The organism is Pelosinus sp. sgz500959, from assembly GCF_042610375.1.
Lineage (GTDB): Bacteria > Bacillota > Negativicutes > DSM-13327 > DSM-13327 > CTSoil-075.
The window spans coordinates 1-26,133 of the sequence record NZ_JBGJZL010000018.1 but is presented as its reverse complement, the minus strand read 5'-3'; the positions used below and the strand labels follow the sequence as shown (position 1 = coordinate 26,133).

Sequence of the window (26,133 nt, the reverse complement as noted above, 5' to 3'; positions counted from 1 at the left end):
GGGTGGCTAAGTTTTTTATTGATCGTCCCATTTTTGCGATCGTGTTATCTATTGTAATTACGCTAGTTGGCTTAATTTCCGCATTTAATTTGCCAATAGCTCAATATCCGCAAATTACACCACCACAAGTGAGTGTAAGTGGTAGTTATACAGGGGCAAATGCTGAAGTTGTAGAACAGACCATGGCCCAATCCATTGAACTACAAGTTAATGGAACAGAAGATATGGTGTCCATGACTTCCACTAGCTCCGATTCAGGTTCTTACACTTTGACGGCAAAGTTTGATTTAAGTAAGAATGCTGATATGGCAACTGTACAAACTCAAAATCGGGTAGCGCAAGCTAATGCATCCCTTCCTACAGAAGTTACTACAGCGGGTCTTACGACTCGTAAGGTTTCTCCTGATAATTCGTTGATTTTTACTCTATCCTCTCCGAAAGGGACTTATGATAGTACTTTTCTAAAGAACTATGGTAGTATTTACCTTGTTGAAGATTTGAAAAGAATCAAGGGTGTCGGTAATATTATGGAATATGGTGCCGATTATGGCATGAGAATCTGGCTGCATCCTGACAAAATGGCTCAGTTAGGACTGACAGGGAGTGATGTCTCTAATGCCATTACGACACAAAATGTCCAGGCGCCAGCAGGAACCATTGGTCAAAGACCAACGGCTGCTCAGCAAGAATTTCAATATTCCGCACGGGTACAAGGTCGTTTGACCGAACCAAGTGAATTTGAAAATATCATTATTAGTTCCAAGGATAATAACTTTATTCGTCTAAAAGATATAGCCACAGTTGAGATGGGTGGCAAAGACTATGGCTTTCAAGCTTTCCTTAATGGTGATCAAGCAGTTGCATTTGCAGTTCAGCTGACCACAGATGCCAATGCCTTAGAAACGATTACCAAGGTACAGCAAGCATTGGAAGAAGCATCAAAAAAATTCCCTTCAGATGTTTCTTATTTTTCAGTCGTTGATAATACGAAATTTGTACGAGAATCCATGAAAGAAGTTGCTAAAACTTTTGCAGAAGCACTACTATTAGTATTATTAGTTGTATTTTTGTTTTTACAAAGTTGGCGTGCAACTCTCATCCCTATGCTGGCTATTCCAGTTTCCTTAATCGGAACTTTTGGTGCATTTATGGTGATGGGGTTCTCAATTAATACCCTAACTCTTTTCGCGATGGTTTTGGCCATTGGACTCGTAGTTGATGATGCGATTATTGTAATTGAAGCAGTAGAACATCACATGCGCTATAATGGTATGAGTCCGAAAGATGCAACTAAGTTGGCCATGAGTGAAGTATCTGGCCCAGTTGTTGCGATTGCCTTTGTACTAGCATCTGTATTTATTCCTGTAGCCTTTTTTGGTGGAACAACAGGTGTTTTATACAAACAGTTCGCCTTAACAATTGCAGTATCAATGGCTTTATCGGCTATTGTGGCTTTGTCCTTAACGCCAGCTCTTTGTGCATTGGTCTTAAAGCCTCATGATCCAAATGCTCATTCAGGTATCTTAGAAACATTCTTTAACAAATTTAATGATCTATTTGAGGCAACGGTAGAGCGATACGGTAAAGGTTTGGCAAAGTTTATTAAACGGTCTGCTCTAGGTGTTGTATTTTTAGCAGTTTTATTACTTGTCACTGGTAAACTATTTCAACTTGTACCATCTTCTTTTGTGCCAAGTGAGGACCAAGGGTACTTTATTTCAAGTATCAGCTTACCAGAGGCGGCAAGTGCGAATCGTACTGCGAATGTAGCTAATAAAATTGCAGACGATATACGTAAACAGCCAGGGGTAACAGATGCGATTATCGTACAAGGTTATGATATTTTAGCTGGTGCAGCAAAAGCTAATTCAGCGATTATTTTCACAAGACTTGATTCTTGGGATGAACGTATGGCCCCTGGACTTGGTGTTCAAGATCAAGTTATGAAAGTTCTGATGAATGGTTCTCATGTTCCAGAAGCCAGAGTCGTTTCCTTTAATGCTCCTTCATTACCGGGTATTGGTACCGTAGGTGGCTTTACCTTAATGATCGAAGATAAAGGCGGCAATACCATTGAACAGATGGATAAAATTTCTAAGGAATTTATGGCTGCTGCTCGTAAACGTCCAGAAATTGGTATGATTTATTCTACCTTTGGCATTGATACTCCTGGTTATCGTTTTGACGTAGACCGAGAGAAGGCAGAGCAGTTAGGTGTTCCAGTAAAAGACGTATTTACTGCTTTACAGACTTTCCTTGGCGGTGTGCAGGTCAATGATTTTAACCGTTTTGGTAGAACCTATAAAGTCGTCATGCAGGCGGATGAAAAATTTCGTAATGATGTAGAAGATACACGTTTCTTCTTCGTTCGTAGTTCTTCGGGAGCCATGATACCACTCAATACTTTATTAAAACCACAAACAATTACGGCTCCGCCAGTTATTAAACGATATAATGGATATAGAGCCATTCAGGTAGGTGGTAACCAAGCACCTGGCTATAGCTCAGGGCAAGCTTTAGCGGCCCTCGAAGAAGTGGCAGCACAAACCTTGCCAACTGATTTTAGTTATGAGTGGGCTGATCAGAGTCGTGAGGAAAAAATATCAGCAGGCCGTGCTCCTTTTGTCTTTGGTTTTGCTTTGTTATTTGTATTCTTATGTTTGGCAGCTCTTTACGAGAGTTTTGGTATTCCATTTGCTGTTCTCTTATCAGTTCCGACGGGGATATTCGGTGCATTCTTGTTCCAATATGTACGTAATTTACAAAATGATGTTTACATGCAAATTGGTATGGTTATGCTGATTGGATTAGCAGCTAAAAATGCTATTCTAATTGTAGAATATGCGAAAGTTAGGGTAGATAGAGGAATGGATCCAGTCTCGGCAGCCATTGAAGCGGCTAAATTACGCTTGCGTCCAATCATAATGACGTCACTAGCCTTTATTATTGGATGTTTGCCTCTGGTTATTGCTACTGGCGCTGGTGCCGGTGCGAGAAATTCCATGGGGACAGCGGTTGTAGGTGGTATGCTAGCAGCGACAACTCTTGGAATCTTTTTAATCCCAGTTCTTTTCGTTCTAATTGAAAATGGAGTGGGAATGATTAAGAACTATCGCGTGAAACATACAAAAACTTTGTAGATTATTATTATTTTAAAAAGAGTAAACTATTAATTACAAACTAAAGAAAGGCGAGGTAGCGATTACCTCGCCTTTCTTTACGTAATCAGAAAGTATAACACTTTCTCGATTACAAGTAAGAACGGCTAAGGCTTCTGCCTGCGTCTGAAGACTTGGCACAAGCCAAGTCTTTTCTTAATTTTTTATCAAGACATAGTGGCAAAAGCTATGGAATTTTACCAGATAGTAGTATAATATCATAAGCAATGAAAGAGTATGTATTTTAAGTAAAAGAAGAAATAAGATTAATTCATAATTTCTGGTAAGAGTAGTTAATTCAGTATCGCTAACAACTCAGAAGGAGAGATGCCTTTTGGATAATAGGGGAAAACAAATTAGTAAAGATTTTGAATGTGGCATCACATGTAGTGAAGAGATTAAAAGTAATTGTCGAGAGTCTAAGAACAAATTAGTACTACATATCAATAATCTTGAAAGTAAACTTGTACATATAGAGAAAAAATACAAGGCCATTATTGATAATATGAAAGGTGTTATCTTTCAGACTGATAAAAATGGATTATGGACTTTTTTAACCCCTACTTGGACGAAACTTACAGGTTTTAGTCGCGAAGAAAGTTTAGGAAAATACTTTTTGAATTATATAAGTTCAGATGATCGAGATTTTCAGCAAAAACAGTTCTTAGCTGTCATACGAGGAGACAAAAAATATTGTCGTTATGAAATTCGTTATTGCACTAGAAAAGGTGAATTGCGGTGGGCACAGATCTATATGCGACCTAGGATGGATAAAGAGGAAAACATAATAGGTACTTTAGGTACGTTGCATGATATTACTGATCGTAAACAGGCTGAGAATGTATTAAATTTTCTCTATGAATTAAGACGTAGAAGTGATTTTTTAAATGATATTATCACAGGAAGTATACAGGTCAATGAAATTGTCAGCCGTTCCATGAAAAAGTTGGGCATTGACCTTTCACGTCCATTATTTTGTTGTTTATTAGTGAGTGAAAGCTTCGTTGATAACGAAAAAGAAAAAAATTTTATAATAGAAATATTGAGTGAGAGTAAAGAGTATGTTGTCTGGGAGTGTAAAAATAATATAGGGATTATCTATCATTATATTGAAAAGCAGGAAGAAAATGAAGAACGTAGTCTTTTTTTTGCTGATTTTTTACTAGAAAAAATCAAAAAAAATAATCCTCAGTTACAAGTTATGGTTGGAATTAGTAGCGTACAAAGGGGTTTTGATAGTTTTCGTAAAGCTTATTGGCAAGCATGGAGTGCTACCGTTGCAGCCCAATGCCATGGTAAGAAATTAGAAGGGACCTATCATTATAAAGATTTGGGGATTCTACAGCTTCTCGTTCGAAGTATAGGAAATGAAAGTTCGGATGAATTTATACGAGAACAACTTGGTAAACTCATCAGTTATGATCAAGATAAGGGGACAAATTTTCTAATTACCTTGGATGAAATTTTAAAAAGTTCAACTTTGAAAAGAGTAGCAGAAAAAATGTTTCTCCATCCTAAAACAGTGATTTTTCGCAAACAACGTATTGAAAAAATCTTAGGAGTATCGATTGATTTATTCGAGACACGTTTAGCTCTTGCAGTGGCATTAAAATTATATAGTATTAGTCAATTTATAAAAAAACATTAAAAAGTAATGGTAAATTTTGTTTGAGGATAAAGATTTCTTATGTTTTCGCTAAAAAATTAGCTTACAGGGATAATAGAATATAGTTGGATATTGAATTATACTTAATAAAGTCCAATAAGAAGTATTTTTGATACTTATAAAATTGAATTATAAGCAAACCTTCCGAAAGGCAGGGACGCAAAGCCTTGGGTCTAACGATAGTATGATTCTATGACTGCCAGGTTGCATCATGATTTGATGTGCCTGGTAGTTTTTTTTTTGAGGGGGATTTTTTATTAACGAGCAAGAAGAAGCTGAAGATCATATCAATGAAATGGAAATAGATGAGTTAATTTGCGATGTTTTTGAGCTTTACAAAGAAATTGAAATTATTAATAGGGAAAATTTAGAAAATGGTGAAGAAGAAAATAATTAAAATTTTGGTCGCTAAAATCAGAATGTATGAGGTGTAGAGATGTTTTCAGTCCTACCTAGTGATGAAACTTTAGAAAAAATGTTTTTTATTTCACAACGGTTAGTCGACGGTATTGAGATGGATGATATTTTAGATTATATTATTCAAACGACGATTCTTATCACAAATGCTGATGCTGTTGCTATAAGAGATTTTGATATAGAAAGTGGAAAACTTAAAATTATTAGGGCGTATGGACTTTCTGAAATCTATCTATCCAAGTCTTCGATCCAACTTGGTGAGGGAATTATTGGTCATGTGGTAGCTGATAGTAAACCCTTTGTACATGCTGATATTACTCGAGTGATGGATTGTAATAACAGGGCAATTTTTCGTGAAGAGGGTATACGATCTGTTGTCAGCGTTCCACTGAAAGGGAAAGAGATGAGTACAGGATGTATCACTGTTGCAAGGAAAAAAGTCGATCCATTTTCTACTCAAGAAATATTTTTGCTCAAAATGTTTGGTTTACAGGTTTGTGAAGCAATAAAAATTCTCAAATTAGTTGATGTACTGCAAAAACAAACCATGCATGATTGTCTTACCCATATCTATAATAAGAATGCTTTAAATGTTATATTTGAAAAAAATTTATCCTTAGCGAAAAGACATTTGACTGAAATGAGTATTATTTTTATTGATATTGATAATTTTAAACATTTTAATGATACTCATGGACATTTACTTGGAGATAAACTTTTATTTGATTTTGCACAAGTGTTAAAAAAATTCTGTAGAAAATCAGATTCTATTGGTAGGTTTGGCGGAGAGGAATTTGTTATACTTGCACCAGAGACAGATAAAAAACAGGCAGTAGAGTTTGCTAATAAATTAAGAAGAATAATTGAAAACAAAACATTTATTGGAAAGGGAGACCATGAAACTACAATTACATTTAGTGCAGGAGTTTCTTCTTTCCCTGAAGATGGTGATATGATATTCGATTTATTAAAAAAAGCAGATAAAGCTATGTATCAAAGTAAAATAGCAGGGAGAAATAGGGTTACCCCTTGGACTGTAGAGAATAATCTCTTCTGAAATTTTTCTAAGAATCAATAAAAAAATTGCCCTTGCGTCAATAGTAAGGGCAATTTCTCTTTTAACAACTATATTTTTTCATATTTTTACAAAACGTCTCGGATCAGAGTCATAGAAGAATGTTTTTTGCAACGGTGTGGTGTAACGCATAGCGTTGTTTTCCTTGTTCAAATTTAATTCTTTCGGAGTCAGTCGTTAATTTTAATCCTGGTACTGTAGTTGGTTGGTGATGTTCGTCTAAGGCAACCATGGTAAAGTAAGATGTAAGAGCCGCTTTTGAGGGCTCTAAACCTTCTACATAAAGATTGACCTCAATATCCATAGATGTTTTACCAGTAAATGTTAGATAGGCGTGGCAAGTAAGAACAGTTCCCACACGCAAGGGATGAAGAAAAAGCATCTCATCAACACGGATTGCTGTCACATTTGTACCAGCATGTTTAGTTGCAACTTGTCGTGCAGTATCATACATAAGCTGCATAATTTCTCCTGCATGTACACGTCCTGTTGGATATTTCGGACTTGGACTAATGAGTTTGGAAATATGTACTTCTGAATGTGCTACAGTTTTTTTCATAAAGAACCACCTTTCAGATCATTTTTCACATTGTAATCTATTGTATAAGTAAATTTATTATTTTGTCCATGAAAATTAAGAAGTAATTTTTATAATAAATAAGCAAAGTAAATATAAATATTGGAAATAATGATCGATAAGATCATCAGAGGAAAAGCAATTTTCATGTAGCCCATAAAGGAAATGGGCCGTCCATGGGCTGCAGCTAGGCTTGAAACGACTACATTGGCTGAAGCACCGATGAGAGTTCCGTTTCCACCCAAACATGCACCAAGAGATAAAGTCCACCAGAGCGAGGTTACATCCATCTTGCCGATTTCGCCCATTGATTTGATCAAAGGAATCATAGTAGCAACAAAGGGAATATTATCGACAAAGGCTGAACCAATTGCTGATAGCCAAAGTATTAAAAAATGCATCATGATCACATTACCGTGAGTTACATCCATCGCCCATTGTGCGACCATATGAATAATTCCTGTGACTTCAAGACCACCTACCAAAACAAATAATCCAATGAAAAAGAAAATAGTATTCCATTCGATTTCTTTAAAGACTTCTTCAGGTTCAAGTTTACCAATTAATAGTAGCAGAGCGGCACCTGACATGGCAACTGTTGCAGAATCAAGGTGAAGGAATTGGTGTAACATGAAGCCAAGGATTGTTAAGCAAAGAATTGCAATGCATTTTTTCATCAAAGGTAAATCAATCAAAAATGAGGATTCATCCAAAGTCATAACTCGTTGTCTTTGTTCAGCGGCAATTTTGAGATCCTTACGGTACAGCCAATACAGGATTAAATTAGTTGCGATAGTAATCGTAAGAATAGGGATACTCAAATTAATAATAAAATCATTAAATCCAAGTCCTGTTGCACTTCCGATCATAATATTAGGAGGGTCACCGATCAAAGTCGCAGTTCCGCCAATATTGGATGCAATGATTTCTGCAACTAGAAAAGGAATAGGATTAAGCTGTAAAATATCACTGATTGCGAAGGTAACGCTGGTAAATAATAATACTGTTGTTACATTATCAAGAAGGGCAGAACAGAGGGCAGTTAACCAGAAAAAAACAACCAAAATTTTAACTGGCTCCCCTCCGACGGCTTTAGCAGCTTTGACTGCCATGTATTGAAAGAGACCCGTTTTACTCGTAATGGCAACAATGATCATCATTCCAATTAAGAGACCAATGGTGTTAAAATCAATCAAACGAATGGCTTCTTCTTGGGGCATGACTCTAAATAGTAGTATACAGATGGCACCGATAAGAGCGATTTTCGTTCGGTGAATTTTTTCTGAGACAATAACCCCATAAGCTAAAATGAATAGACTTAAGGCAATCCAAGCTTGATTTGATAACATGATAACTCTCCTCTATGATTTTAATTATGTTAAAGAGACCGTGTACAGTGAATGCTAATGCTTTACTCTACGAATAATTCGAAGAAAATTGCGTAATACCTTTCTTTTTTTAAAAAAATACAGTATTTTAGGAAAAATATTCCTATTTAAATAAATTATTATTTTTTTATAGAACTAAACACTAAAAGCAGGAATTATAAGAAGCCTTATGGAAGTTAAACAACAGAAATAAAAGTAAAAATAATGACAATTTAGATAATAATTAAAAAAGAATAGAGTTAAATTTTCTTTTGTATTTTTATAGAAGGCAAAAGAAATTTTTGTGGTGGAGTCTGTCAACAAGGCTTCACTTTGTTTTTTTGCGTTTTTTACGATATCCAAAGAACGGATTAGGTGTGAGATAGGGAAAGGATGATGGTAGTTTGAGAAAAGATCAGCCTTTATTTAGTCTTCAGACGAAAATTGCTGTATTTGCTTGTATTGTTGTTGCCTTGGCTCTGCTAGTTGCTGATATCATTATTAACGATAAGATTTCTGAAAATGCACGAATTAGTGCCACAGATAAATCCATTGAAATTGCTCGCATTATTGCCTATTCTCCTACAATTATAGAAGCCTTAAGTGGCAAAAGAGATGAAAGAGATATTCAAATTTTTACTGATAAAGTTCTGAGTGTTAGTGAAGTTCGATTTATTACTGTGATGGATATGAATCGAACTCGAAAATCACATCCTAATCCATCCTTGATTGGGTCCCATTATGAAGAAGATGATGTGAATCCTGCTTTTGATGGAAAAGAAACTATGTCGATAAATAGAGGCTCATTAGGAATCTCTTTACGTGCATTTTCACCGATTTTTGATTCTGATGGTCAGCAAGTCGGAGTTGTACTTGTTGGAATTTTGAGTGAGAGTGTGCAAGCAGCAGTCGATAATAGTCGAGCTGCCATTTATGTTGCCGTTGGTTTTGGGCTATTAGTGGGCATCGTTGGTTCTTTGGCGTTGGCACGAAATATTAAAAAAAGTATGTTTGGATTGGAGCCCTTTGCAATTGCAAAAATTTTTGAAGAACGTAGCGCAATGTTGCAAACCGTGAGAGAAGGAATTTTAGCAGTTGACAAAGGCTCTCATATCACGGTTGCTAATGAAGAAGCAATGCGGATTTTTCGCCAAGTGGGTATCTTGGATGATCCAATTGGAAAAAAAGTCGATGAGTATGTACCGAATACTCGAATGCAAAATATTTTAATGAATGGGCAGGCAGAGTTTGACCAAGAACAGGATTTAAATGGGATCATTATTTTAGCTAACCGTATTCCCATTATTGTTGATGGTGAAATTGTAGGTGCGATTTCTACTTTCCGTGATAAGACGGAAATGCGACAATTAGCGGAAAAACTCACAGGCGTTCAAGTTTATGCTGAGGCATTGCGCTCTCAAACCCATGAATTTATGAATAAACTGCATGTTATTGTTGGTATGGTACGCATGGGTTATTATGAGCGGTTGATTAGTTATGTGAGTCAAATTGCCAATCAATATCAAGTCGAAGTTGGCTATGTGGTTAAAAAAATTAAAGATCCAGTTTTAGCGGGAGTTATATTGGGGAAATTAAGTTTGGTTCGTGAAAATGGCGCAGAACTGATCTTGTCTGAGAGTAGTTTTGTACCAGAACCAGCTGAGCCGGAAGTCGTCCATGAATTAATCACAATAGTTGGAAATTTAATTAATAATGCGTTAGAAGCAGTCGAGAATTCCACAGTAAAACAGATTCATGTAGATTTTTCTTATGATAGTGACATCTTAACAATTGAGGTTGGTGATACAGGGGCGGGAATTGAAGAAAAAATAAAAAAAAATATCTTCATACAAGGGTACTCCACTAAAGGAGATGATCGAGGTAGAGGTTTATATTTGATTGAGCGAAGCTTACAGCGATTAGGTGGAACAATTTCAGTGAATTCAATAGTGGGGCATGGAACTGTCTTTCAGGTGATTATGCCTTATTGGAGCAAGGAGGGATATATTGATTAAAGTTATGATTGTTGATGATGATCCTATGGTGGCAGAATTTAATAAACGTTATGTAGAATTAGTAGCAGGATTTCATGTGGAATATGTCGTTCATTCGGCTAGTCAAGCTCTCAAAATATTGGATACTGAAGATGTTGACCTGCTATTGTTAGACATCTTTATGCCGGGTATAAATGGCTTGGAATTATTGGTTCAAATAAGGCAAATGAGTAAAAGTATTGATGTCATTGTGATCACAGCTGCTTGTGATAGTAATAATATAAAAAAAGCATTACAATTTGGTGCTGTCGATTATATCATCAAACCTTTTGAATTTGAGCGACTTAATGCTGCATTGTCAGCATATCAAGGCTTGTCTAATTTAATGGATGATCAAGAACGATTAAGTCAGATTGAACTAGACCAATGCATCTTGTATAAAGAACAACCGACATCCATTCAATTGCCAAAAGGGATTGACCGAAATACCCTAACAATAACATGGAGAAAGATAAAAGAACTAGAACAAGGCTTTTTTTCAACAGAAGAAATGGCAAAATATGTTGGAATCTCGCGAGTCTCTATGCGTAAATATTTAGAATTTTTGCGCCAAATCGGAACTTTACAATTAGAATTAATTTATGGAACTGTGGGTAGACCTATCTATAAGTATCGCTGTATTAATTCTGTAAATAATTGTATTCAACGCTATTTATAATAATTTACTAATGGTATGATTCTTAGAATTATTAAATTAGCCATAAATAGTTATACTAACCCAACTTATTTAAACAAGGGTAAGAACACTATCTTATGATAAAAATTAAATATATTAAGAACCCATCAATAAAATTATTATTTCCATATTGAAAAAATGTAAAATGAAAACAATTTTAGTAAATATGAAAAATTTATTATACGAAAAGCCATTTTCCCTAATCATTGTTAAGGGAAAATGGCTTTATTTAGTGTGATACATTCACTAATCCTTTAATTTGTTCATGCCAAATTAAGTACCCAGTATCGTTAAGGTGTAGGCCATCAATTGTATCTTGAGTTGGTAGGCGACCATCAACACCAGTAAAAGCAGGAGTCAAATCAATATATTTGTAATGGTACTCGTGAGCTAAACGTTTAATTTCGATATTTAGCTGTGTTATATTGTTATTAGTGCGCAAATTTTGTGAAGGGAACATTGTATCATTAAAGGGTAATACGCTTTGAATATAAACCTTTGTATTTGGTAGCTCAGTCTGAAAACGCGTAAGGATATGGCGATAATTAGTGATAATATCTGGAATTGAACGGTTAAAACAAAGGTCATTTGTTCCAATCATCAAAAAAATTTGAGAAGGCTTTGATAAAATGACTTGATCTAATCGATTCAATACACCTAACGTTGTATCACCACCAATACCCCTATTTTCTACAAGTGAGTTTGGGAACAATTTTGACCAGTTACCTTCATCTGTAATACTATCACCTAAAAATACTACGGGATGAGCATGATGAGGATCAATGGAAAAGCACATCTTTTTGAAACGATAGTAAAGGCTGAGGTAAGGTGGATCCTCTGGTTTGCGACTTAAATCGTTAGCTCGCTGGTATAAATTTTCTTCGGCTTTCTCAGCTGTTGCAATCATAGCATGTCGCCAAGGTTGTATAGAAAATATAAGTGTGAACAATATAATTGGAATAACTAATTTCTTCATTAGAACAATGATTCCCTCCTAAGTTAAAATCAAATAGATTTTATACAAAAATTTATGGAATTATAATTGAGCTTGCTATTTTTGGTGCGCCGAGTCTAGTAAGGCTATCTTTAAGATTTTGTAAATACATAAAAATTTCGGTGAAATTTAAACGCAACCAAAAACGCAAAAAACTGTGAGATGCTGCAAAAATAGGGATTCGGTTTAATGTGAATAGTTTACAGTTTATTGCATCGCGTCCTAAATTTATTGTAAAAGCAGCTCGGTAGCCAGCTTGTTTTGCCAATTCGATGATATGTTGGTCATACATTCCACCAGGATAGGCAAGATATTCTATTTTTTGTTTAAGATGCCATTCTAGTGATTCACGTGATTTTATAAGCTGAGAAAGAATATCATCATCGTTTGAAATATTTGTCAGAAATAGATGGCTTAAAGTATGAGATTCAAAGCTAAAACCCTTATCGTACATTTCACTGATTTGTTTCCAAGTCATATAGCGATCATTGTTGCCAGCGAAATCGGTAATAATGAAAAATGTTGCAGTAAAGTGATACTTTTGTAATATTGGATATGCCACACGATAATTATCTTCATAGCCATCATCAAATGTAATTAAAATGGGGTTTTCAGGAAGAATTGTACCATATTGCAAATGATCAACTAACTCCTTAGGAGATATTGCAGTGTAACCGGATTTATACAAATAAGCCATTTGGGCATCAAATTCTTGCGGGCTGAGTGTTAATACGTTGTGCGCTTCCCCATTGATCTGATGATAATTTAAGACTGGCACCCCTGATCCTGAGGAAAGTGGGAGATAATAGATACTAATTAACAGCAATATAGAGATCATTATAAACCATAATGGTAATCTCTTTTTTGATAGTGACAAATTTCATGCTCCTTTCTTTTTTATGTCTTTATAGCAGGTAATAAGATATAATTCTACAAACAACTAACAACTCCTCCTGAAAAAAATGAGTTTTTAGTTTGGTTTTTTTTTGTGAAAAATTGATGTATAATATAATTATAGGTAAGCTTGGTTTTCCCAAGTAGTGATTAATCTTACTTAGAATCAAAAAGTGTTACACTTTTTAATTCTATTTTAAAGAAATGATAAAGTTTATGAGGTGGATACGTGAAAAAAACTGTTGCTTCTTATCAATCGATTGCATTGGATATTGCTAAAAGAATTGTCAATGCTGAATTTTTTGCAGGGGATAAAATATCTGGTCGAACAATACTGGCTAGTCAGTATAACGTTTCACCTGAAACCATTCGCAAAGCTATTGCTATTTTGAAAGAAGCGAATGTTGTTGCAGTATCTCAAGGAAAAGAAATTGTTGTATTATCTCCACAACAATCCTATCATTTTATTGAACATCATAAGGAAATGGTTTCTGCTTACTCCTTAAAACAAGAACTAGAAATACTGCTTGAAAAAAAAGAAGAAACAGATAAGCAATTTCATAAAAATGTTACTCAAATTATGCGTTATTCTGATCGTTTAAAGAATCTTACACCCTATAACCCTGTCGAAATTCAAATTATAGATGATTCAATGGCAGTAGGAAAGTCATTAGCAGATATTAGATTATGGCATAACACTGGTGCTACGATTATAGCTATTCGTCGGAAGACTGAGATTATTGTTTCGCCTGGTCCGAATGCAGTTCTTCAAGCAAAGGATCGTATTGTGGTTGTAGGACCCAATAATGTTTTACACAAGGTTACTGATTTTATAAATAAACAAAAAGAATAATAAACGGGGATGGATAATATGCCATTCCCGAATTTTTATATAATTTTTATGGAGGAAGTTTTATGCGTATACAACGGCTTAGTAAAGTCTATTATTCTTTAACTCATTGGCAGGATTTTAGGCTTAAGCTATTTGGAGAGGGTATCTTAATTGGAGTTTTTGCTGGAATTATTATTGTGTTATTTCGTTATTTCATTGAACAAGCGGAAGAATTACGGGGAGGGGTTTATAACTATTTACAGACAGGACACTTGTCGATGACAGTATTGTTATTTTTAGGCCTATTGGGGGTTGCTTATATACTGAACTGGATCATTAGATTTGAGCCGATGTCTGCTGGTAGCGGTATTCCTCAAGTTAAGGGGATTATTTTAAGTTTAATGAAAATGAATTGGTTAAAAGTATTGGTCAGTAAATTTATTGGGGGGATCATAGCGATTGGAGCAGGATTGTCTCTAGGGCGAGAAGGACCATCAATTCAATTAGGGGGAACAATCGGGCAAGGATTGAGTCGATTATTAGGTAGAACAAAAATGGAAGAGCGATATTTAATCACAAGTGGAGCTAGTGCAGGATTATCTGCTGCTTTCAATGCTCCACTGGCAGGAGTCATATTTTCTTTAGAAGAACTACACAAAAATTTTTCACCCGCAGTATTAATGTCTGCAGTAGCGGCAGCGTTAACGGCAGATGTAATAACGCAACAGTTTTTTGGAGTGAATCCAGTATTTAAATTTAATGGCTTGCCAATTCTTCCCGTTCGTTACTATGGATTCATTATTTTATTAGGTATAGCCATGGGATTATTAGGTATCGTTTTTAATCGTATGCTAATCAAGACATTGAACATTTATGAAAAACAAAAGGTGCTAACTGGTGTGGGAAAAGTAATCTTGCCACTGATGGTTGCTGGAGTCATTGGATTTATTCTACCTGAAATATTAGGTGGCGGTAATAACTTAGTTGATGAATTAGCATCAAAGCATTTTAGTCTAACATTCTTATGTGTATTGTTGATTTCTAAATTTCTCTTTACAATGCTTAGTTATGGTTCTGGTGTTCCAGGAGGAATTTTTCTGCCCATGTTGGTGATTGGTGCCTTAGCAGGTAGCGTATTTACTCACATCGCCATTCCGATTGGAGTACTCGATAGCTATTACAGTACAACAATTATTGTTTTATCAATGGCCGCTTATTTTTCTGCTGTTGTTAAAGCACCAATTACAGGTAGTATCTTGATTATGGAAATGACTGGTTCTTTTGATCATATGCTTTCACTAATTGTTGTATCGATGATTTCTTATCTTGTTGCAGATATTTTTAAAATGAAACCTATCTATGAAGAATTATTGGAGCGATCCTTGAGTAGGAAGGGGAAAGTTCCAGTAAATATGGCGTCAAAAAAACGAGTGATTATTGAATTAGTAATTTGTATTGGTTCAAAGCTAGATGGTAAACAAATTAAGAATATTGACTGGCCACTACAATGTTTATTAGTAAGTATAAAACGTGGTGATGTTGAAATTGTTCCTAAAGGGGATACACGAGTTATTGCTGGTGACTATCTGTTTGTGATGGCTAATGCTGATCAAGGGAAACAACTCCGTGATTTGGCGGAAGAGTGTTATTAATTATTAAATAGATCTTGATATTAATTGTAAAATAATATATTATATAACTAACAACTTCTTTGTAGATGATAGAGTTGTTAGACAAAACCTGTTCTTAAATTGTAGATCATGCTTTCATGTACTAATAAAAATAAGTTGGTTACTCACTCAATATAAATGAATATTGCAAGTAAATTATAGGTGGAGTCTGCAAAACGGACTTCATCTGTTTTTTTTAGAAAAGAAATTTGAGTTTTAAAATAACATGTAATATGCAGGAGGTAGTTATTACAATGAAAATTATTTGGACGATTTTATTTATATTGATGCTAAATAATACAGTTTATGCAATTTCGCCGATCAATATTGATATGATAAAAGAAGCTCAAGATTATGGACAAAAACATAACTATAGCCCGCTCTATGATTTTTTGCAGCCATGGATATCCTATGAAGAAAAAGCTGAGAGACTTAATGAAGGCGCAGAACATGCATATTTATATACATCTTTTTTATTAATTGCCACAGATGCCAGAGAAAAAAGCTTAAATGGACAGAAAATCTCATTAGAAGATAGTAAAAGAATATTTGAAAATTATGGTAATGTGTTAAGCTTTAGTGTTGTTTTATTTGGAGATAATCCATATTTCGGGCAAAAAGCTAAAGTCGTACTTAAGCAAAATAAAAAAGTGATTCAAAATTATGAGGTTGTAATTCCACAGGAAGCGGAGGAGACTTTCAAACGTTCTGATAAAGCAGTGTTCAGACTACAATGTTATTTTTATTTTTTAGAAAAGAAAATTGCTTGTGATAAACCAATGATATTATCGATTGTTACTGATCAAAAAAAAGTACATAATTTCTATTTTGCTACTGCAAATGTTAAGTAAAATTAGAGTTAATAAGAGAATTTTAACAATAGCCATAAGGCTAAAAAAAATAATTTAATAGTTCAGAATATAAGGAGGAATCGAAATGGAGAAAATTCGAATCGGTATTTTTGGTTTTGGGAAAACTGGTAAAATTGTTGCCACTGAATTTTTAAATGACAGCTTATTTCAACTGGAATGGGTAGTGCGCAAAGGTCACGAAAAACATCATAAATATGCTAGTCGACTATTAGGACAAGAGTTTGATGCAGGGGAAATCTTTTCTGTTGAGGACATTGACGAAATGTTTTTTATAGAAAAACCAGTAGATGCTCTTGTAGATTTCTCTGACTCTACAGGACTCTATCTATATGAGAAAGCAGCAAAAGCGGGAATACCAATTATATCTGCTATTTCAAAATATGAGCAAAAAGAATTAGATCTGTTGAAAAGTTTTGCAGAGTCTACATCGGTACTTTATTCTCCGAATATTACACTCGGAATTAATGTATTGATGGTAGCAGCTCAAATTTTGCAAAAAATAGCTCCTCATGCAGATATTGAAATTATAGAGGAACATTTTAAAGGGAAAAAAGAAGTATCGGGAACTGCCAAAAAAATTGCAAATGCTCTTTGCCTTAACGTAGAGGAACATTTACATTCAATTCGTGTTGGTGGGATCGTTGGGCGTCATGAAATCATCTTTGGCCTACCAAATCAAATGATAAGGTTATCCCATGAAAGCATAAATAGGGCCGCATTTGGGCAAGGAGCTATTTTTGCAGTGAAATTTCTCATAGGTAAACCTCATGGAATATATAGCATGGAAACAATCATTGCCGAGATGTTTAGAAATAATATTCCTGTATATTAATTAAATAATCATAGTAGGAAAGGAGGTCTCTTGTGGGGCAAGTCATGATGAGACGGTTAGAGTTAGTCTCTAAACGTCCTAGCTTCGAAGGCGCGGTAGCAACGTTTTCACATTCTATACCAGATTCTGTGATTTATAAATTGGGTAAAATTTTGGATATGAGCGCAGAGGAAATTAAAGAAAAAGTTAATCTAAAAACCGAATTCACTTTGGAGCCAATTTTGTTAAAGTCTGATGTTAACTCAGAAACTATAACTAAAATAGAAGAAAATCGCAAAGAATTCTCTGAAATAGTGATTAAAGTACAGCCAATTCGAAAGTATCTTTATCAGGATTTTGCAGCACACGTTTTTGGATATGTAGGTGAGATTGACGAGATAGAATTAAAAGATAAAAAGAAAGAAGGTTATAAAACAGGTGATATTGTAGGAAAATTTGGTTTGGAAAAAGTATATGATAAATATATTCGTGGTACGGTTGGGGCTGAACAAATCGAAGTCGACGTTAATGGGCAACCGATTAACGTATTGGATGAGAGACAACCTATACCCGGCAATAATCTGGTGGTGACGCTTGACTACAATATTCAAAGGGCTGCAGAAAAAGCAATTGATAAAAGACTTTATTATTTGCAGTCTAAACAACATAAACTAAAGGCTAAGGCTACCTCCGCTATGGTTATGAATATAAAGACTGGTGAGATTTTAGCGATGGTAAGCCGACCTGCTTTTGATCCAAATATATTTAATAAAGGTATCTCATAAGAGACTGGTTATATCAATATATCTAAGGCAACACTTAGGATTATTCGTGATGCTTTGCCCGGTGGTACGGATGCAGATGTTTTTCAAGGATTCCCCATTTCTATTACAGGTAAGACAGGGACTGCAGAAAATCGACATGGTGATGATCATGGTTGGTTTGTAGCGTATGCACCATTTGAAAATCCAAAGTTTGTTGAACATGGTGGGTACGGTTCGCAGTCGGCAGCGCCCATTGCCAAAGATATTTTGAGAGAGATATTCCATGTTCACAAATTGCTTAATAATGCTAGGGAAGATCTTGAGTAAGTTGGTTACGATCAATATAAAGGATAAGGGGGGGACGAAAATGCAAGGATGTCCAGTTCTTGAAATTGATTTAGGTAAAATTACTGAGAATGCAGAACAAGTAGTAGAAAAATGTCGGGAAAAGGGAATACAAGTTCTTGGCGTTACTAAAGGATTTAGCGCCATGCACCAAATTGTTAATGCAATGCTTGCTGGAGGTATTGAAGAGTTGGCAGATGCTAGAATGGAAAATATCGTTGAACTTAGAAAACAAAATATTCATAATCCAGTTACTTTATTACGGATTCCACGACTAAGCAATGTAGATAATGTAGTCCAGTATGCCAATACCAGTATTAATTCAGAAGTCGCGGTTATAAAAGCATTAGCTGCTGCAAGTGTTCGTAGTGGAAAAGTACACAATATTATTTTGATGGTAGATCTGGGGGATCTGCGTGAGGGAATCATGGAGGAGAATGTATTAGATACAGCCGAGCAGATTTGCGGTTTGCCTGGAGTTACCGTTGTTGGGTTAGGAACAAACATGGGGTGTTTTGGTGGTATATTACCGAGTGTTGACAATTTGGGGATTTTAGCGAAATTGCGGCATGATCTAGAAAGACATTTAGGACATCGATTGGACATTGTCTCTGGAGGTGGTACGTCGACTCTGTTATTAGTGGAGAATGATATGGTTCCAATGGGGATTAATCAGCTACGGATTGGAGAAGGGATTTTACTAGGAACGGATACAACGAATAACCGAAAGATTCCCTGGCTGCATCAAGATGCATTTACTCTTAGAGCTGAAGTGATTGAGGTAAAAGACAAACCGTCTATGCCAATTGGGGAAGTTGGTAAAGATGCTTTTGGTAATACTCCTAAATTCGTTGATATAGGAATCAGAAAACGTGCAATTTTAGCTTTAGGCAAACAAGATGTGTATATTGAAGGTGTTTTTCCATTAGAAGGAGATTTTAACATACTAGGTGCTAGCAGTGATCATACAATTATAGATATCACCGATACTAGCAAAGAAATTGCAGTTGGTGATGAAGTTGTTTTTGGCTTGACGTATCCAGGGTTACTTTCCGTAAGCGACTCACGTTATGTAAGAAAACAATTTAAAGGAGGAAAAGAATATGAGAATTGAATTAGTAGAGGAATTTGATTTAGATTTTTTACAGAGTTTAGTACAATTGGAAGCAGAAGCATTTGGAATAGGAGGATTAAATGAATGGCATCTTGTGCCCTTTATCCGTCATGGTCAAGTATATATTGCTAAAGAACAAGAAAAAGTTGTAGGATTGATTCAGTATATGCGGGATTGGAAGAATCCAAATAAGGCATATCTAATGGGAGTCTCCATAGCAAAAAAATTACGTGGACAGGGTCTAGGTACAATATTGATGCGCACTAGTTTGAGAGCATTGAAAGAAGAGAATATTGAAGCAGTTGAATTGACTGTAGATCCTAAAAATTTTAGTGCAATTAAGATTTATCAAGAAAAGTTGGGCTTCGTGGGGAAAGATAGAAGGGTAGATGAATATGGTGCAGGAGAAAACCGCCTGGTGATGCTTTTATCATTGTGTGATCTTTCTCAAGATTAAGTATCCAAGGGTATTTAGTGTGAGAGATAGGGAGAAATATAACTAATAAAGCTAATCTTTACCACTTTTATATGGTAAGATTAGCTTTATTTTAATTACTAAACTGCTTATAAAATAGCCATTAATTGCGGTTACTTTAATTACTTTATATACTTTAATTACAGATAGCTTTCAAAAGTTAACTATACTAGAAAAAAGTCAGTAAATTGTGTATTTTTAGATTAATGAAACTTAGTAAAGAAGAGTTGGGGGTGGAATTCTTGTCGACAACACTTGAAAAAATCAAGGATATGCAAAAACAGACAGAAAAAATCATGGCTGGTGGTGGAACAAAGCGCATTGAAAAGCAACATTCCTTAGGGAAATTAACTGCTCGTGAACGCATTGAAAAATTACTAGATGCAAAAAGCTTTATGGAACTAGATCGTTTTGTGACTCATCGTTGTACCAATTTTGGTATGGAGCAAACAGAAGCGCCTGCTGAAGGTGTCGTTACAGGATATGGTACGATTGAAGGACGTTTGGTCTATGTGTATGCACAAGATTTTACTGTCGTTGGTGGTTCCCTTGGAGAAATGCATGCGGCAAAAATTTGCAAAGTACAAGATCTCGCAATGGAAATGGGAGCTCCAATCATTGGTATTAATGATTCAGGTGGTGCACGCATTCAAGAAGCTGTAGATGCTTTGGCGGGGTATGGAAAAATTTTTTACAAAAATACATTGGCTTCTGGTGTCATTCCTCAAATTTCGGCGATCATGGGACCATGCGCTGGTGGTGCAGTGTACTCTCCTGCATTAACAGATTTTATCTATATGGTGAAGAATACCAGCCAAATGTTTATCACAGGTCCTCAAGTAATTAAAACAGTTACGGGTGAAGAAGTCACTTCTGAAGATCTTGGTGGTGCTATGACTCATAATGCTACATCAGGCGTAGCGCATTTTGTGGCAGAGAATGATGATGATTGTTTAGAACAAATTCGCCGCCTTATTAGTTTCATTCCTAGTAATAACTTGGAAGTTACACCTGTTATTGACAATGGTGATGACGCTATGCGAATGGATGAAACCCTCAATACAATCATTCCTGATAATTCGAACCAATCTTATGATATGAAAGACGTGATTGCTAAGATTGTAGATGATGGGGATTTTTATGAGGTACAACCTTATTATGCACCTAATATTATCACAACTTTTGCTCGTTTAGATGGCAAAACTGTGGGGATCATTGCCAATCAACCAAAGGTCATGGCTGGTTGCCTCGACATTAATGCTTCGGATAAATCTTCTCGTTTTATTCGATTTTGTGATGCTTTTAATATTCCAATCCTTAATCTTGTTGACGTTCCTGGTTTCTTACCTGGTACGAATCAAGAATATGGTGGTATCATTCGTCATGGCGCTAAGATGCTCTATGCGTATTCAGAAGCAACTGTACCAAAAGTGACTCTTGTTCTTAGAAAAGCCTATGGAGGCTCTTATCTTGCCATGTGTTCTCGAGATCTTGGTGCAGATCAAGTTATCGCTTGGCCGACGGCTGAAATTGCTGTGATGGGACCTGCGGGTGCTGCCAATATTATCTTCAAGAATGATAAGGATATCAAGGCTAAGACAGATGAATATGTTAAAAATTTTGCTACTCCTTATCAGGCAGCTAAACGCGGGTTCGTTGATATGGTGATTGAACCTCAAGAAAGCCGTCCAGTATTGATTAATACTTTCAGTATGCTGGCTTCGAAACGGCAAGGACGCCCTGCGAAACGTCATGGTAACTTTCCAGTATAGGTAAGGTTAAACATTAATAAAAATTTAAGAAAGGAAAAAGGTGAACATAATGGGTCAACCAGTTACAACCAATCCAATATTGATTGCTGCAATCAATATGACCGTGGTATTCGCTGTTTTGTATGGTCTTAGCCTAATTGTCAATCTGATTCGCATCATCGATCCTACGCAAAAAAAAAAGATAACACAAAATGAATTACCGGTAGTCGTTAATTCCGCTCCTGTCGTGGCTGATGCCGCTATCGAAGAGGATTACGATGAAATGATGATCCTATTCACAGCAGCCATTGCTGCTTATGGTCATGGTGATGCACGAATTGTCGCTATTCGCCCAATCGGTGCTCCAACTTGGACACAAGTGGCTCGTACAGAAGGTGCAAATCGAAAAAACGGAATGAATTAAATTGAATAGGGATAGTAAGTAATATGCCATGATATGAAGAATAAGGGAGGATTACACATGAAAAAATTTCAAATTACTTTTAAAGGTCAAGTCTATGAATTAGATGTGGAAGAAATTACTGGAGGGACTCCAGTGGTAAAGAAAACTGTTTCCACTCCAACTCCAAGTCCAGTATCTGCTCCGGCATCGACTCCAGCCCCAGCAGCTAAGGTAACACCCACAGCAACTCCCGCAGGTGCACAAACGGTCCTTGCACCAATGCCAGGCAAAATATTCAAAGTAAACGTGCAGCCTGGTGATTTAATTAAACGTGGTGATGTTATCTGCATTTTAGAAGCCATGAAAATGGAAAATGAAATTATGGCAACCCAGGATGGTAAAGTCTCAGATGTACGCGTTACTGTAGGGCAGTTAGTGTCAACCGGTGATGTGCTAATTGTGACTGCTTAAAGTAATAAAGCATGCTAAACATGACGATATAGGAGGAAAAAACACGATGGATGCATTTATTGTTTCCCTGCAGGCTGTGTGGGCAGATAGCGGTTTTACCGATTTCACCTCCGGTCACGCGATTATGATTGCTGTTGGTATCATTTTGCTATACTTAGCTTTTGCCAAAGGGTTTGAACCTTTACTATTATCTCCCATAGCTTTTGGTTGTATTCTAGCCAACTTTCCTAAAACAGGATTTGAAACAGATCCTGGTTTGATGCAACTGATTGGTTTTGGTATTTCTCATGAAGTCTTTCCACCTCTGATCTTTTTAGGTGTTGGTGCTATGACTGATTTTGGTCCTCTGATTGCTCGTCCTTCTACTTTATTATTAGGTGCTGCCGCTCAAATTGGCGTTTTTGTGGCGTTAATGGGGGCTATGGCTCTTGGTTTTAATGTGCAAGAAGCTGCTTCTATCGGTATTATTGGTGGTGCTGATGGTCCGACAGCCATCTATCTAACAATGAAATTGGCTCCTCATTTGTTGGGGGCTATCGCTGTAGCTGCTTATTCTTATATGTCTTTAGTACCACTCATTCAACCTCCGATTATGAAATTATTGACGACGAAAGCCGAGCGAGAAATTGTGATGGATCAATTACGTCCTGTTTCTAGATTTGAAAAACTGGCTTTTCCGGTCGTGACTACTATTATTATCAGCTTATTATTGCCTCCTATCTCATCTTTGATGGGGATGCTTATGCTTGGAAATTTATTTCGGGAATCAGGAGTTACAGCTCGTTTAGCCGATACTTCAGAAAATGCACTGATCAACATCGTGACTATTTTCTTGGCAACAGGTACTGGTCTTACAATGAAAGCTGAAAATTTCCTTAACATCCAAACTCTTGAGATTATCTTTCTTGGTTTAGTGGCATTCGCTTTTGGTACTGCTGGTGGTGTACTGTTTGGTAAAATCATGAATTATTTTAGTGGTGGTAAGGTTAACCCATTAATCGGTTCTGCTGGTGTATCAGCAGTACCCATGGCTGCCCGTGTAAGCCAAATTGTTGGTCAACAAGCCAACCCTGGCAACTATTTACTTATGCACGCCATGGGACCTAATGTAGCAGGTGTTATTGGAACGGCTGTTGCAGCTGGTACGATGCTCGCAATGCTCAAGTAATTATTGGTATCAATGATAGAGAATAGAGTGACGTCTCTATCATTGGTTTGCCAGGAATGAGATATAAAAGGATACTCTCATTCCTGACAACTACCATGTACAATCCAACTGATCAAATTTCTCATGGGTATGTAAAAAAGGAGGGAATTTATATGTCAGCAGCTGTAATCACACTGATTGTCTTAGGTATTGTTGCCTTATTGTTTGTTACAGAAGTGATTCCTCTAGCCGTCACTGCTATCGGCGGTGCAATTGCTCTCGGTGTTCTTGGTATTATTCCCATGAAAATGGTCTTTTCTGGTTTATCAAATTCAACTGTTGTTTTATTTGCTGGCATGTTTGTCATTGGCGCATCCATGTTTCATACTGGATTAGCTCAGAAATTAGGAGAAGCTGTCGTACGAGCTGTTGGTAAAGGTGAAAATGCCTTAATGTTTGGTACAATGGTCATCGCGGCTGCTATTTCTTCAGTATCCTCTAATACAGGTACGACAGCAGCATTGATGCCTGTTATTATCGGTATTTGTAAAGTAGCAAAACTCCCTGCATCTCGTCAGCTTATGCCTTTAGCTTTTGGTGCAGGACTTGGTGGTATTATTACTCTTGTTGGTACACCGCCTAATATTATTGCAGCAGGGTCATTAAAAGCTGCTGGTTTTGAGCCCTTTGGTTTCTTTGAATTTGCATGGATTGGTATTCCTTTGACTCTTGTGGGTATTGCTTATATGATGTTTGTCGGTAAACATTTATTACCGAAAGCTCATATTACTGGCGATGTTGTCATTGATGAAGAAGCAGTGGCGGAAGCGACAGCAGGTTCAACAGATCCTAAGAAAATGTGGATCACTGCAGCGACCCTCATCGGTGTTGTTATTGTCATGGCCCTTGATTTAAAACAATTACCTCTTGAGATTGCTGCTGTGATTGGTGCTCTCATTCTCGTTTTGACCAAGTGTTTATCTGAGAAACAAGCATATACTGGGATTGATTGGGTCACCATCTTCCTTTTTGCTGGTATGATGCCCATTGCAACGGCGATGGAAACAAGTGGTGCAGGTAAGTTAATTGCCGATCAAGTAGTTGGCATTCTTGGCAATAACCCTAGCCCTATATTTGTGACAGCCATATTATTCGCCCTGTCTGGTGGGCTAACGCAAATCATGTCAAATACTGCATGTACAGCTTTGTTAGCACCGATTGGTATCTCCATTGCCAATGGGTTGGGAGCTAGTCCTCATGCAGTGTTGATGGCAATTGCTGTCGCAGCATCTTGTGCCTTTTCAACTCCTGTTGGAACTCCACCAAACACTCTGGTTCTTGGGCCTGGTGGTTATAAATTCATGGATTATGTAAAAGCTGGTACAGGTCTTGTTGTGGTATGTTTCATTGTATCCATTATCATTATTCCTATGGTATGGCCATTTTTCCCTGCTAAGTAAGTTAGAAGAACAAGTTGCATCTCGAGGACAAGGACATTCCTTGTCCTCGAGGATATATAGTGTATGGTGGCAGGTAGATCAGAAGATAGAAGGGTGGTGAGATCTGATGGGAGAGGCGCAGCAAGTAACACGGATTATCATATCTTTTGTGACGTCCTTAGCCATTATTTATATAATTGCTAAAATCATTGGGGAAGAACGAAAGGCTCAGTGGTTTAAAAAAAGAACGAAAAGCAATATTTTCACTCGCCGAGGATTCTTAGGAGATACCTGGAATTTTGGTGTTCCATATCGATGGCAAGGATTTATGGTAGTATTTTTTATGTTTGGTATTATCGGTTTAGTGAGTTATGCAGTTATTTTTACAAATTAAATATGATTGTTATGGGCCTGATGAAAGGGCTCTTCTTTTTAACTATTAAAGTATTTATCTAAACCAGAAAAATTGTCAGAGGTGAGATTTTTTCTATTGAGCAATCTCTAGTATGATTGCTAGGAGATAAAAAATAGGGGGCATTATAAATGATCGATATCAAAGATCGCGTGCGTAATTCTGCATTACATGACAAAATTGTGAGCGCAGATGAAGCGGCGGCAGTGATTAAGCCAGGAATGAATGTTGGAACAAGTGGATTTACCCCATCTGGTTATCCGAAAGCAGTACCCTTGGCCTTAGCTGAAAGAATCAAAAAAGAACATTTCCAAATTAACCTTTGGACTGGTGCATCCGTTGGGAAGGAACTCGATGGAGCACTTGCCGCAGTTAATGGTATAAATAGACGTTTACCCTATCAAACGAACAATGAAATACGCAAGTCTCTTAATTCTGGTGGCGTTAAGTATTGTGATTTGCATCTAAGTCATACTGCACAAATGTCTAGATATGGATTTTTGGGTGGAAAAGTAGATGTAGCGATCATTGAAGCCTGCGCTATTACAGAAGAAGGACATATTATTCCAACCACTTCAATGGGTAATTCAGCATCCTTCGTACAAAGTGCTGATATTGTTATTATAGAAGTCAATACAAGCCAGCCTCTTGCTCTTGAAGGTATGCATGATATATATATTCCAATGGATCCTCCACACCGTCTTCCAATTCCTATTGTAAAAGTGGATGATCGAATTGGTACTCCTTAT

At 36.5% G+C, this 26,133-nt stretch carries 23 protein-coding genes, 1 pseudogene and 1 riboswitch; of the genes and pseudogenes, 20 read left to right on the top strand and 4 right to left on the bottom strand.

The window, feature by feature from the left end:
• The first annotated feature begins 2 nt into the window (after nucleotides 1-2).
• From ACAN52_RS19790 to ACAN52_RS19780, 3 genes are all read left to right on the top strand, one after another.
• On the top strand, nucleotides 3-3,140 hold the full coding sequence (locus ACAN52_RS19790; protein ID WP_378956748.1) for an efflux RND transporter permease subunit: 3,138 nt from the start codon (nucleotides 3-5) through the stop codon (nucleotides 3,138-3,140).
• 352 nt (nucleotides 3,141-3,492) lie between these two features.
• Nucleotides 3,493-4,806 (top strand): PAS domain S-box protein, encoded by a 1,314-nt coding sequence (locus ACAN52_RS19785; protein ID WP_378956747.1) that lies wholly within the window; start codon nucleotides 3,493-3,495, stop codon nucleotides 4,804-4,806.
• A 142-nt stretch (nucleotides 4,807-4,948) separates the two neighbouring features.
• Nucleotides 4,949-5,036: riboswitch (cyclic di-GMP riboswitch) on the top strand.
• Nucleotides 5,037-5,260: 224 nt separating this feature from the next.
• Nucleotides 5,261-6,298, top strand: a complete 1,038-nt coding sequence (locus ACAN52_RS19780; RefSeq protein WP_378956746.1) for a diguanylate cyclase — start codon at nucleotides 5,261-5,263, stop codon at nucleotides 6,296-6,298.
• A 109-nt stretch (nucleotides 6,299-6,407) separates the two neighbouring features.
• Here the strand turns inward: ACAN52_RS19780 and ACAN52_RS19775 are convergent, their stop codons facing one another.
• Both ACAN52_RS19775 and ACAN52_RS19770 read right to left on the bottom strand, forming a co-directional pair.
• Nucleotides 6,408-6,875, bottom strand: a complete 468-nt coding sequence (locus ACAN52_RS19775) for an acyl-CoA thioesterase (RefSeq protein WP_378956745.1) — start codon at nucleotides 6,873-6,875, stop codon at nucleotides 6,408-6,410.
• Between the two features lie 89 nt (nucleotides 6,876-6,964).
• Entirely contained in the window at nucleotides 6,965-8,242 is a 1,278-nt protein-coding gene (locus tag ACAN52_RS19770; protein WP_378956743.1) for a sodium:proton antiporter, read from the bottom strand.
• Nucleotides 8,243-8,664: 422 nt separating this feature from the next.
• On the opposite strand from ACAN52_RS19770, the gene dcuS reads away from it, so the two are divergent.
• Both dcuS and ACAN52_RS19760 read left to right on the top strand, forming a co-directional pair.
• Nucleotides 8,665-10,275: a DcuS/MalK family sensor histidine kinase gene (gene dcuS / locus ACAN52_RS19765; RefSeq protein ID WP_378956741.1), complete on the top strand. Its 1,611-nt coding sequence runs from the start codon at nucleotides 8,665-8,667 to the stop codon at nucleotides 10,273-10,275.
• A complete protein-coding gene (locus ACAN52_RS19760) occupies nucleotides 10,268-10,972 on the top strand; it encodes a response regulator (protein ID WP_378956740.1) in 705 nt (234 codons plus the stop codon). The genes dcuS and ACAN52_RS19760 overlap by 8 nt, the downstream gene beginning before the upstream one ends.
• Nucleotides 10,973-11,219: 247 nt before the next feature.
• Here the strand turns inward: ACAN52_RS19760 and ACAN52_RS19755 are convergent, their stop codons facing one another.
• Nucleotides 11,220-11,966, bottom strand: a complete 747-nt coding sequence (locus tag ACAN52_RS19755) for a GDSL-type esterase/lipase family protein (RefSeq protein ID WP_378956739.1) — start codon at nucleotides 11,964-11,966, stop codon at nucleotides 11,220-11,222.
• Nucleotides 11,967-12,018: 52 nt separating this feature from the next.
• Complete coding sequence (locus tag ACAN52_RS19750; RefSeq protein WP_378956738.1) at nucleotides 12,019-12,861, bottom strand: polysaccharide deacetylase family protein; 843 nt, start codon at nucleotides 12,859-12,861, stop codon at nucleotides 12,019-12,021.
• Nucleotides 12,862-13,107: 246 nt separating this feature from the next.
• Between ACAN52_RS19750 and ACAN52_RS19745 the strand changes: the two genes are divergently transcribed.
• The 15 genes and pseudogenes from ACAN52_RS19745 to ACAN52_RS19675 form a co-directional block, all read left to right on the top strand.
• Nucleotides 13,108-13,731, top strand: coding sequence for a TrkA C-terminal domain-containing protein (locus tag ACAN52_RS19745; protein WP_378956736.1), 624 nt, complete (start codon nucleotides 13,108-13,110; stop codon nucleotides 13,729-13,731).
• Between the two features lie 62 nt (nucleotides 13,732-13,793).
• Entirely contained in the window at nucleotides 13,794-15,362 is a 1,569-nt protein-coding gene (locus tag ACAN52_RS19740; RefSeq protein ID WP_378956735.1) for a ClC family H(+)/Cl(-) exchange transporter, read from the top strand.
• 272 nt (nucleotides 15,363-15,634) lie between these two features.
• Nucleotides 15,635-16,231: a hypothetical protein gene (locus tag ACAN52_RS19735; RefSeq protein WP_378956734.1), complete on the top strand. Its 597-nt coding sequence runs from the start codon at nucleotides 15,635-15,637 to the stop codon at nucleotides 16,229-16,231.
• A gap of 85 nt (nucleotides 16,232-16,316) precedes the next feature.
• Nucleotides 16,317-17,084, top strand: coding sequence for a 4-hydroxy-tetrahydrodipicolinate reductase (locus tag ACAN52_RS19730; protein WP_378956732.1), 768 nt, complete (start codon nucleotides 16,317-16,319; stop codon nucleotides 17,082-17,084).
• Nucleotides 17,085-17,116: 32 nt separating this feature from the next.
• Nucleotides 17,117-17,848 (top strand): hypothetical protein, encoded by a 732-nt coding sequence (locus ACAN52_RS19725; protein ID WP_378956731.1) that lies wholly within the window; start codon nucleotides 17,117-17,119, stop codon nucleotides 17,846-17,848.
• Nucleotides 17,849-17,860: 12 nt separating this feature from the next.
• Nucleotides 17,861-18,154: a penicillin-binding transpeptidase domain-containing protein gene (locus tag ACAN52_RS19720; RefSeq protein WP_378956791.1), complete on the top strand. Its 294-nt coding sequence runs from the start codon at nucleotides 17,861-17,863 to the stop codon at nucleotides 18,152-18,154.
• Nucleotides 18,155-18,194: 40 nt separating this feature from the next.
• Nucleotides 18,195-19,286 (top strand): alanine racemase, encoded by a 1,092-nt coding sequence (locus ACAN52_RS19715; protein WP_378956729.1) that lies wholly within the window; start codon nucleotides 18,195-18,197, stop codon nucleotides 19,284-19,286.
• Nucleotides 19,276-19,743: a GNAT family N-acetyltransferase gene (locus tag ACAN52_RS19710; RefSeq protein ID WP_378956726.1), complete on the top strand. Its 468-nt coding sequence runs from the start codon at nucleotides 19,276-19,278 to the stop codon at nucleotides 19,741-19,743. The genes ACAN52_RS19715 and ACAN52_RS19710 overlap by 11 nt, the downstream gene beginning before the upstream one ends.
• Nucleotides 19,744-20,003: 260 nt before the next feature.
• Entirely contained in the window at nucleotides 20,004-21,533 is a 1,530-nt protein-coding gene (locus ACAN52_RS19705) for an acyl-CoA carboxylase subunit beta (protein ID WP_378956725.1), read from the top strand.
• A gap of 49 nt (nucleotides 21,534-21,582) precedes the next feature.
• The gene (locus ACAN52_RS19700; RefSeq protein ID WP_378956724.1) at nucleotides 21,583-21,936 is read left to right on the top strand and encodes an OadG family protein; all 354 of its coding nucleotides are present in this window, start codon (nucleotides 21,583-21,585) and stop codon (nucleotides 21,934-21,936) included.
• Nucleotides 21,937-21,993: 57 nt separating this feature from the next.
• Complete coding sequence (locus ACAN52_RS19695; protein ID WP_378956722.1) at nucleotides 21,994-22,386, top strand: biotin/lipoyl-containing protein; 393 nt, start codon at nucleotides 21,994-21,996, stop codon at nucleotides 22,384-22,386.
• Nucleotides 22,387-22,432: 46 nt separating this feature from the next.
• Nucleotides 22,433-23,554, top strand: coding sequence for a sodium ion-translocating decarboxylase subunit beta (locus tag ACAN52_RS19690; RefSeq protein WP_378956720.1), 1,122 nt, complete (start codon nucleotides 22,433-22,435; stop codon nucleotides 23,552-23,554).
• A 152-nt stretch (nucleotides 23,555-23,706) separates the two neighbouring features.
• A complete protein-coding gene (locus tag ACAN52_RS19685; RefSeq protein WP_378956719.1) occupies nucleotides 23,707-24,993 on the top strand; it encodes an SLC13 family permease in 1,287 nt (428 codons plus the stop codon).
• Nucleotides 24,994-25,099: 106 nt separating this feature from the next.
• Nucleotides 25,100-25,366, top strand: coding sequence for a hypothetical protein (locus ACAN52_RS19680; protein ID WP_378956718.1), 267 nt, complete (start codon nucleotides 25,100-25,102; stop codon nucleotides 25,364-25,366).
• A gap of 149 nt (nucleotides 25,367-25,515) precedes the next feature.
• Nucleotides 25,516-26,133: pseudogene (locus tag ACAN52_RS19675) on the top strand (acetyl-CoA hydrolase); the annotation flags it as partial.

Excerpts from the sequence above, each read along its gene's own strand:
- ACAN52_RS19780 (WP_378956746.1), top strand. The coding sequence starts at position 5,261 with ATGTTTTCAGTCCTACCTAGTGATGAAACTTTAGAAAAAATGTTTTTT.
- ACAN52_RS19775 (WP_378956745.1), bottom strand. The coding sequence starts at position 6,875 with ATGAAAAAAACTGTAGCACATTCAGAAGTACATATTTCCAAACTCATT.
- ACAN52_RS19770 (WP_378956743.1), bottom strand. The coding sequence starts at position 8,242 with ATGTTATCAAATCAAGCTTGGATTGCCTTAAGTCTATTCATTTTAGCT.
- ACAN52_RS19755 (WP_378956739.1), bottom strand. The coding sequence starts at position 11,966 with ATGAAGAAATTAGTTATTCCAATTATATTGTTCACACTTATATTTTCT.
- ACAN52_RS19740 (WP_378956735.1), top strand. The coding sequence starts at position 13,794 with ATGCGTATACAACGGCTTAGTAAAGTCTATTATTCTTTAACTCATTGG.
- ACAN52_RS19735 (WP_378956734.1), top strand. The coding sequence starts at position 15,635 with ATGAAAATTATTTGGACGATTTTATTTATATTGATGCTAAATAATACA.
- ACAN52_RS19730 (WP_378956732.1), top strand. The coding sequence starts at position 16,317 with ATGGAGAAAATTCGAATCGGTATTTTTGGTTTTGGGAAAACTGGTAAA.
- ACAN52_RS19715 (WP_378956729.1), top strand. The coding sequence starts at position 18,195 with ATGCAAGGATGTCCAGTTCTTGAAATTGATTTAGGTAAAATTACTGAG.
- ACAN52_RS19710 (WP_378956726.1), top strand. The coding sequence starts at position 19,276 with ATGAGAATTGAATTAGTAGAGGAATTTGATTTAGATTTTTTACAGAGT.
- ACAN52_RS19700 (WP_378956724.1), top strand. The coding sequence starts at position 21,583 with ATGGGTCAACCAGTTACAACCAATCCAATATTGATTGCTGCAATCAAT.
- ACAN52_RS19695 (WP_378956722.1), top strand. The coding sequence starts at position 21,994 with ATGAAAAAATTTCAAATTACTTTTAAAGGTCAAGTCTATGAATTAGAT.
- ACAN52_RS19690 (WP_378956720.1), top strand. The coding sequence starts at position 22,433 with ATGGATGCATTTATTGTTTCCCTGCAGGCTGTGTGGGCAGATAGCGGT.
- ACAN52_RS19685 (WP_378956719.1), top strand. The coding sequence starts at position 23,707 with ATGTCAGCAGCTGTAATCACACTGATTGTCTTAGGTATTGTTGCCTTA.
- ACAN52_RS19680 (WP_378956718.1), top strand. The coding sequence starts at position 25,100 with ATGGGAGAGGCGCAGCAAGTAACACGGATTATCATATCTTTTGTGACG.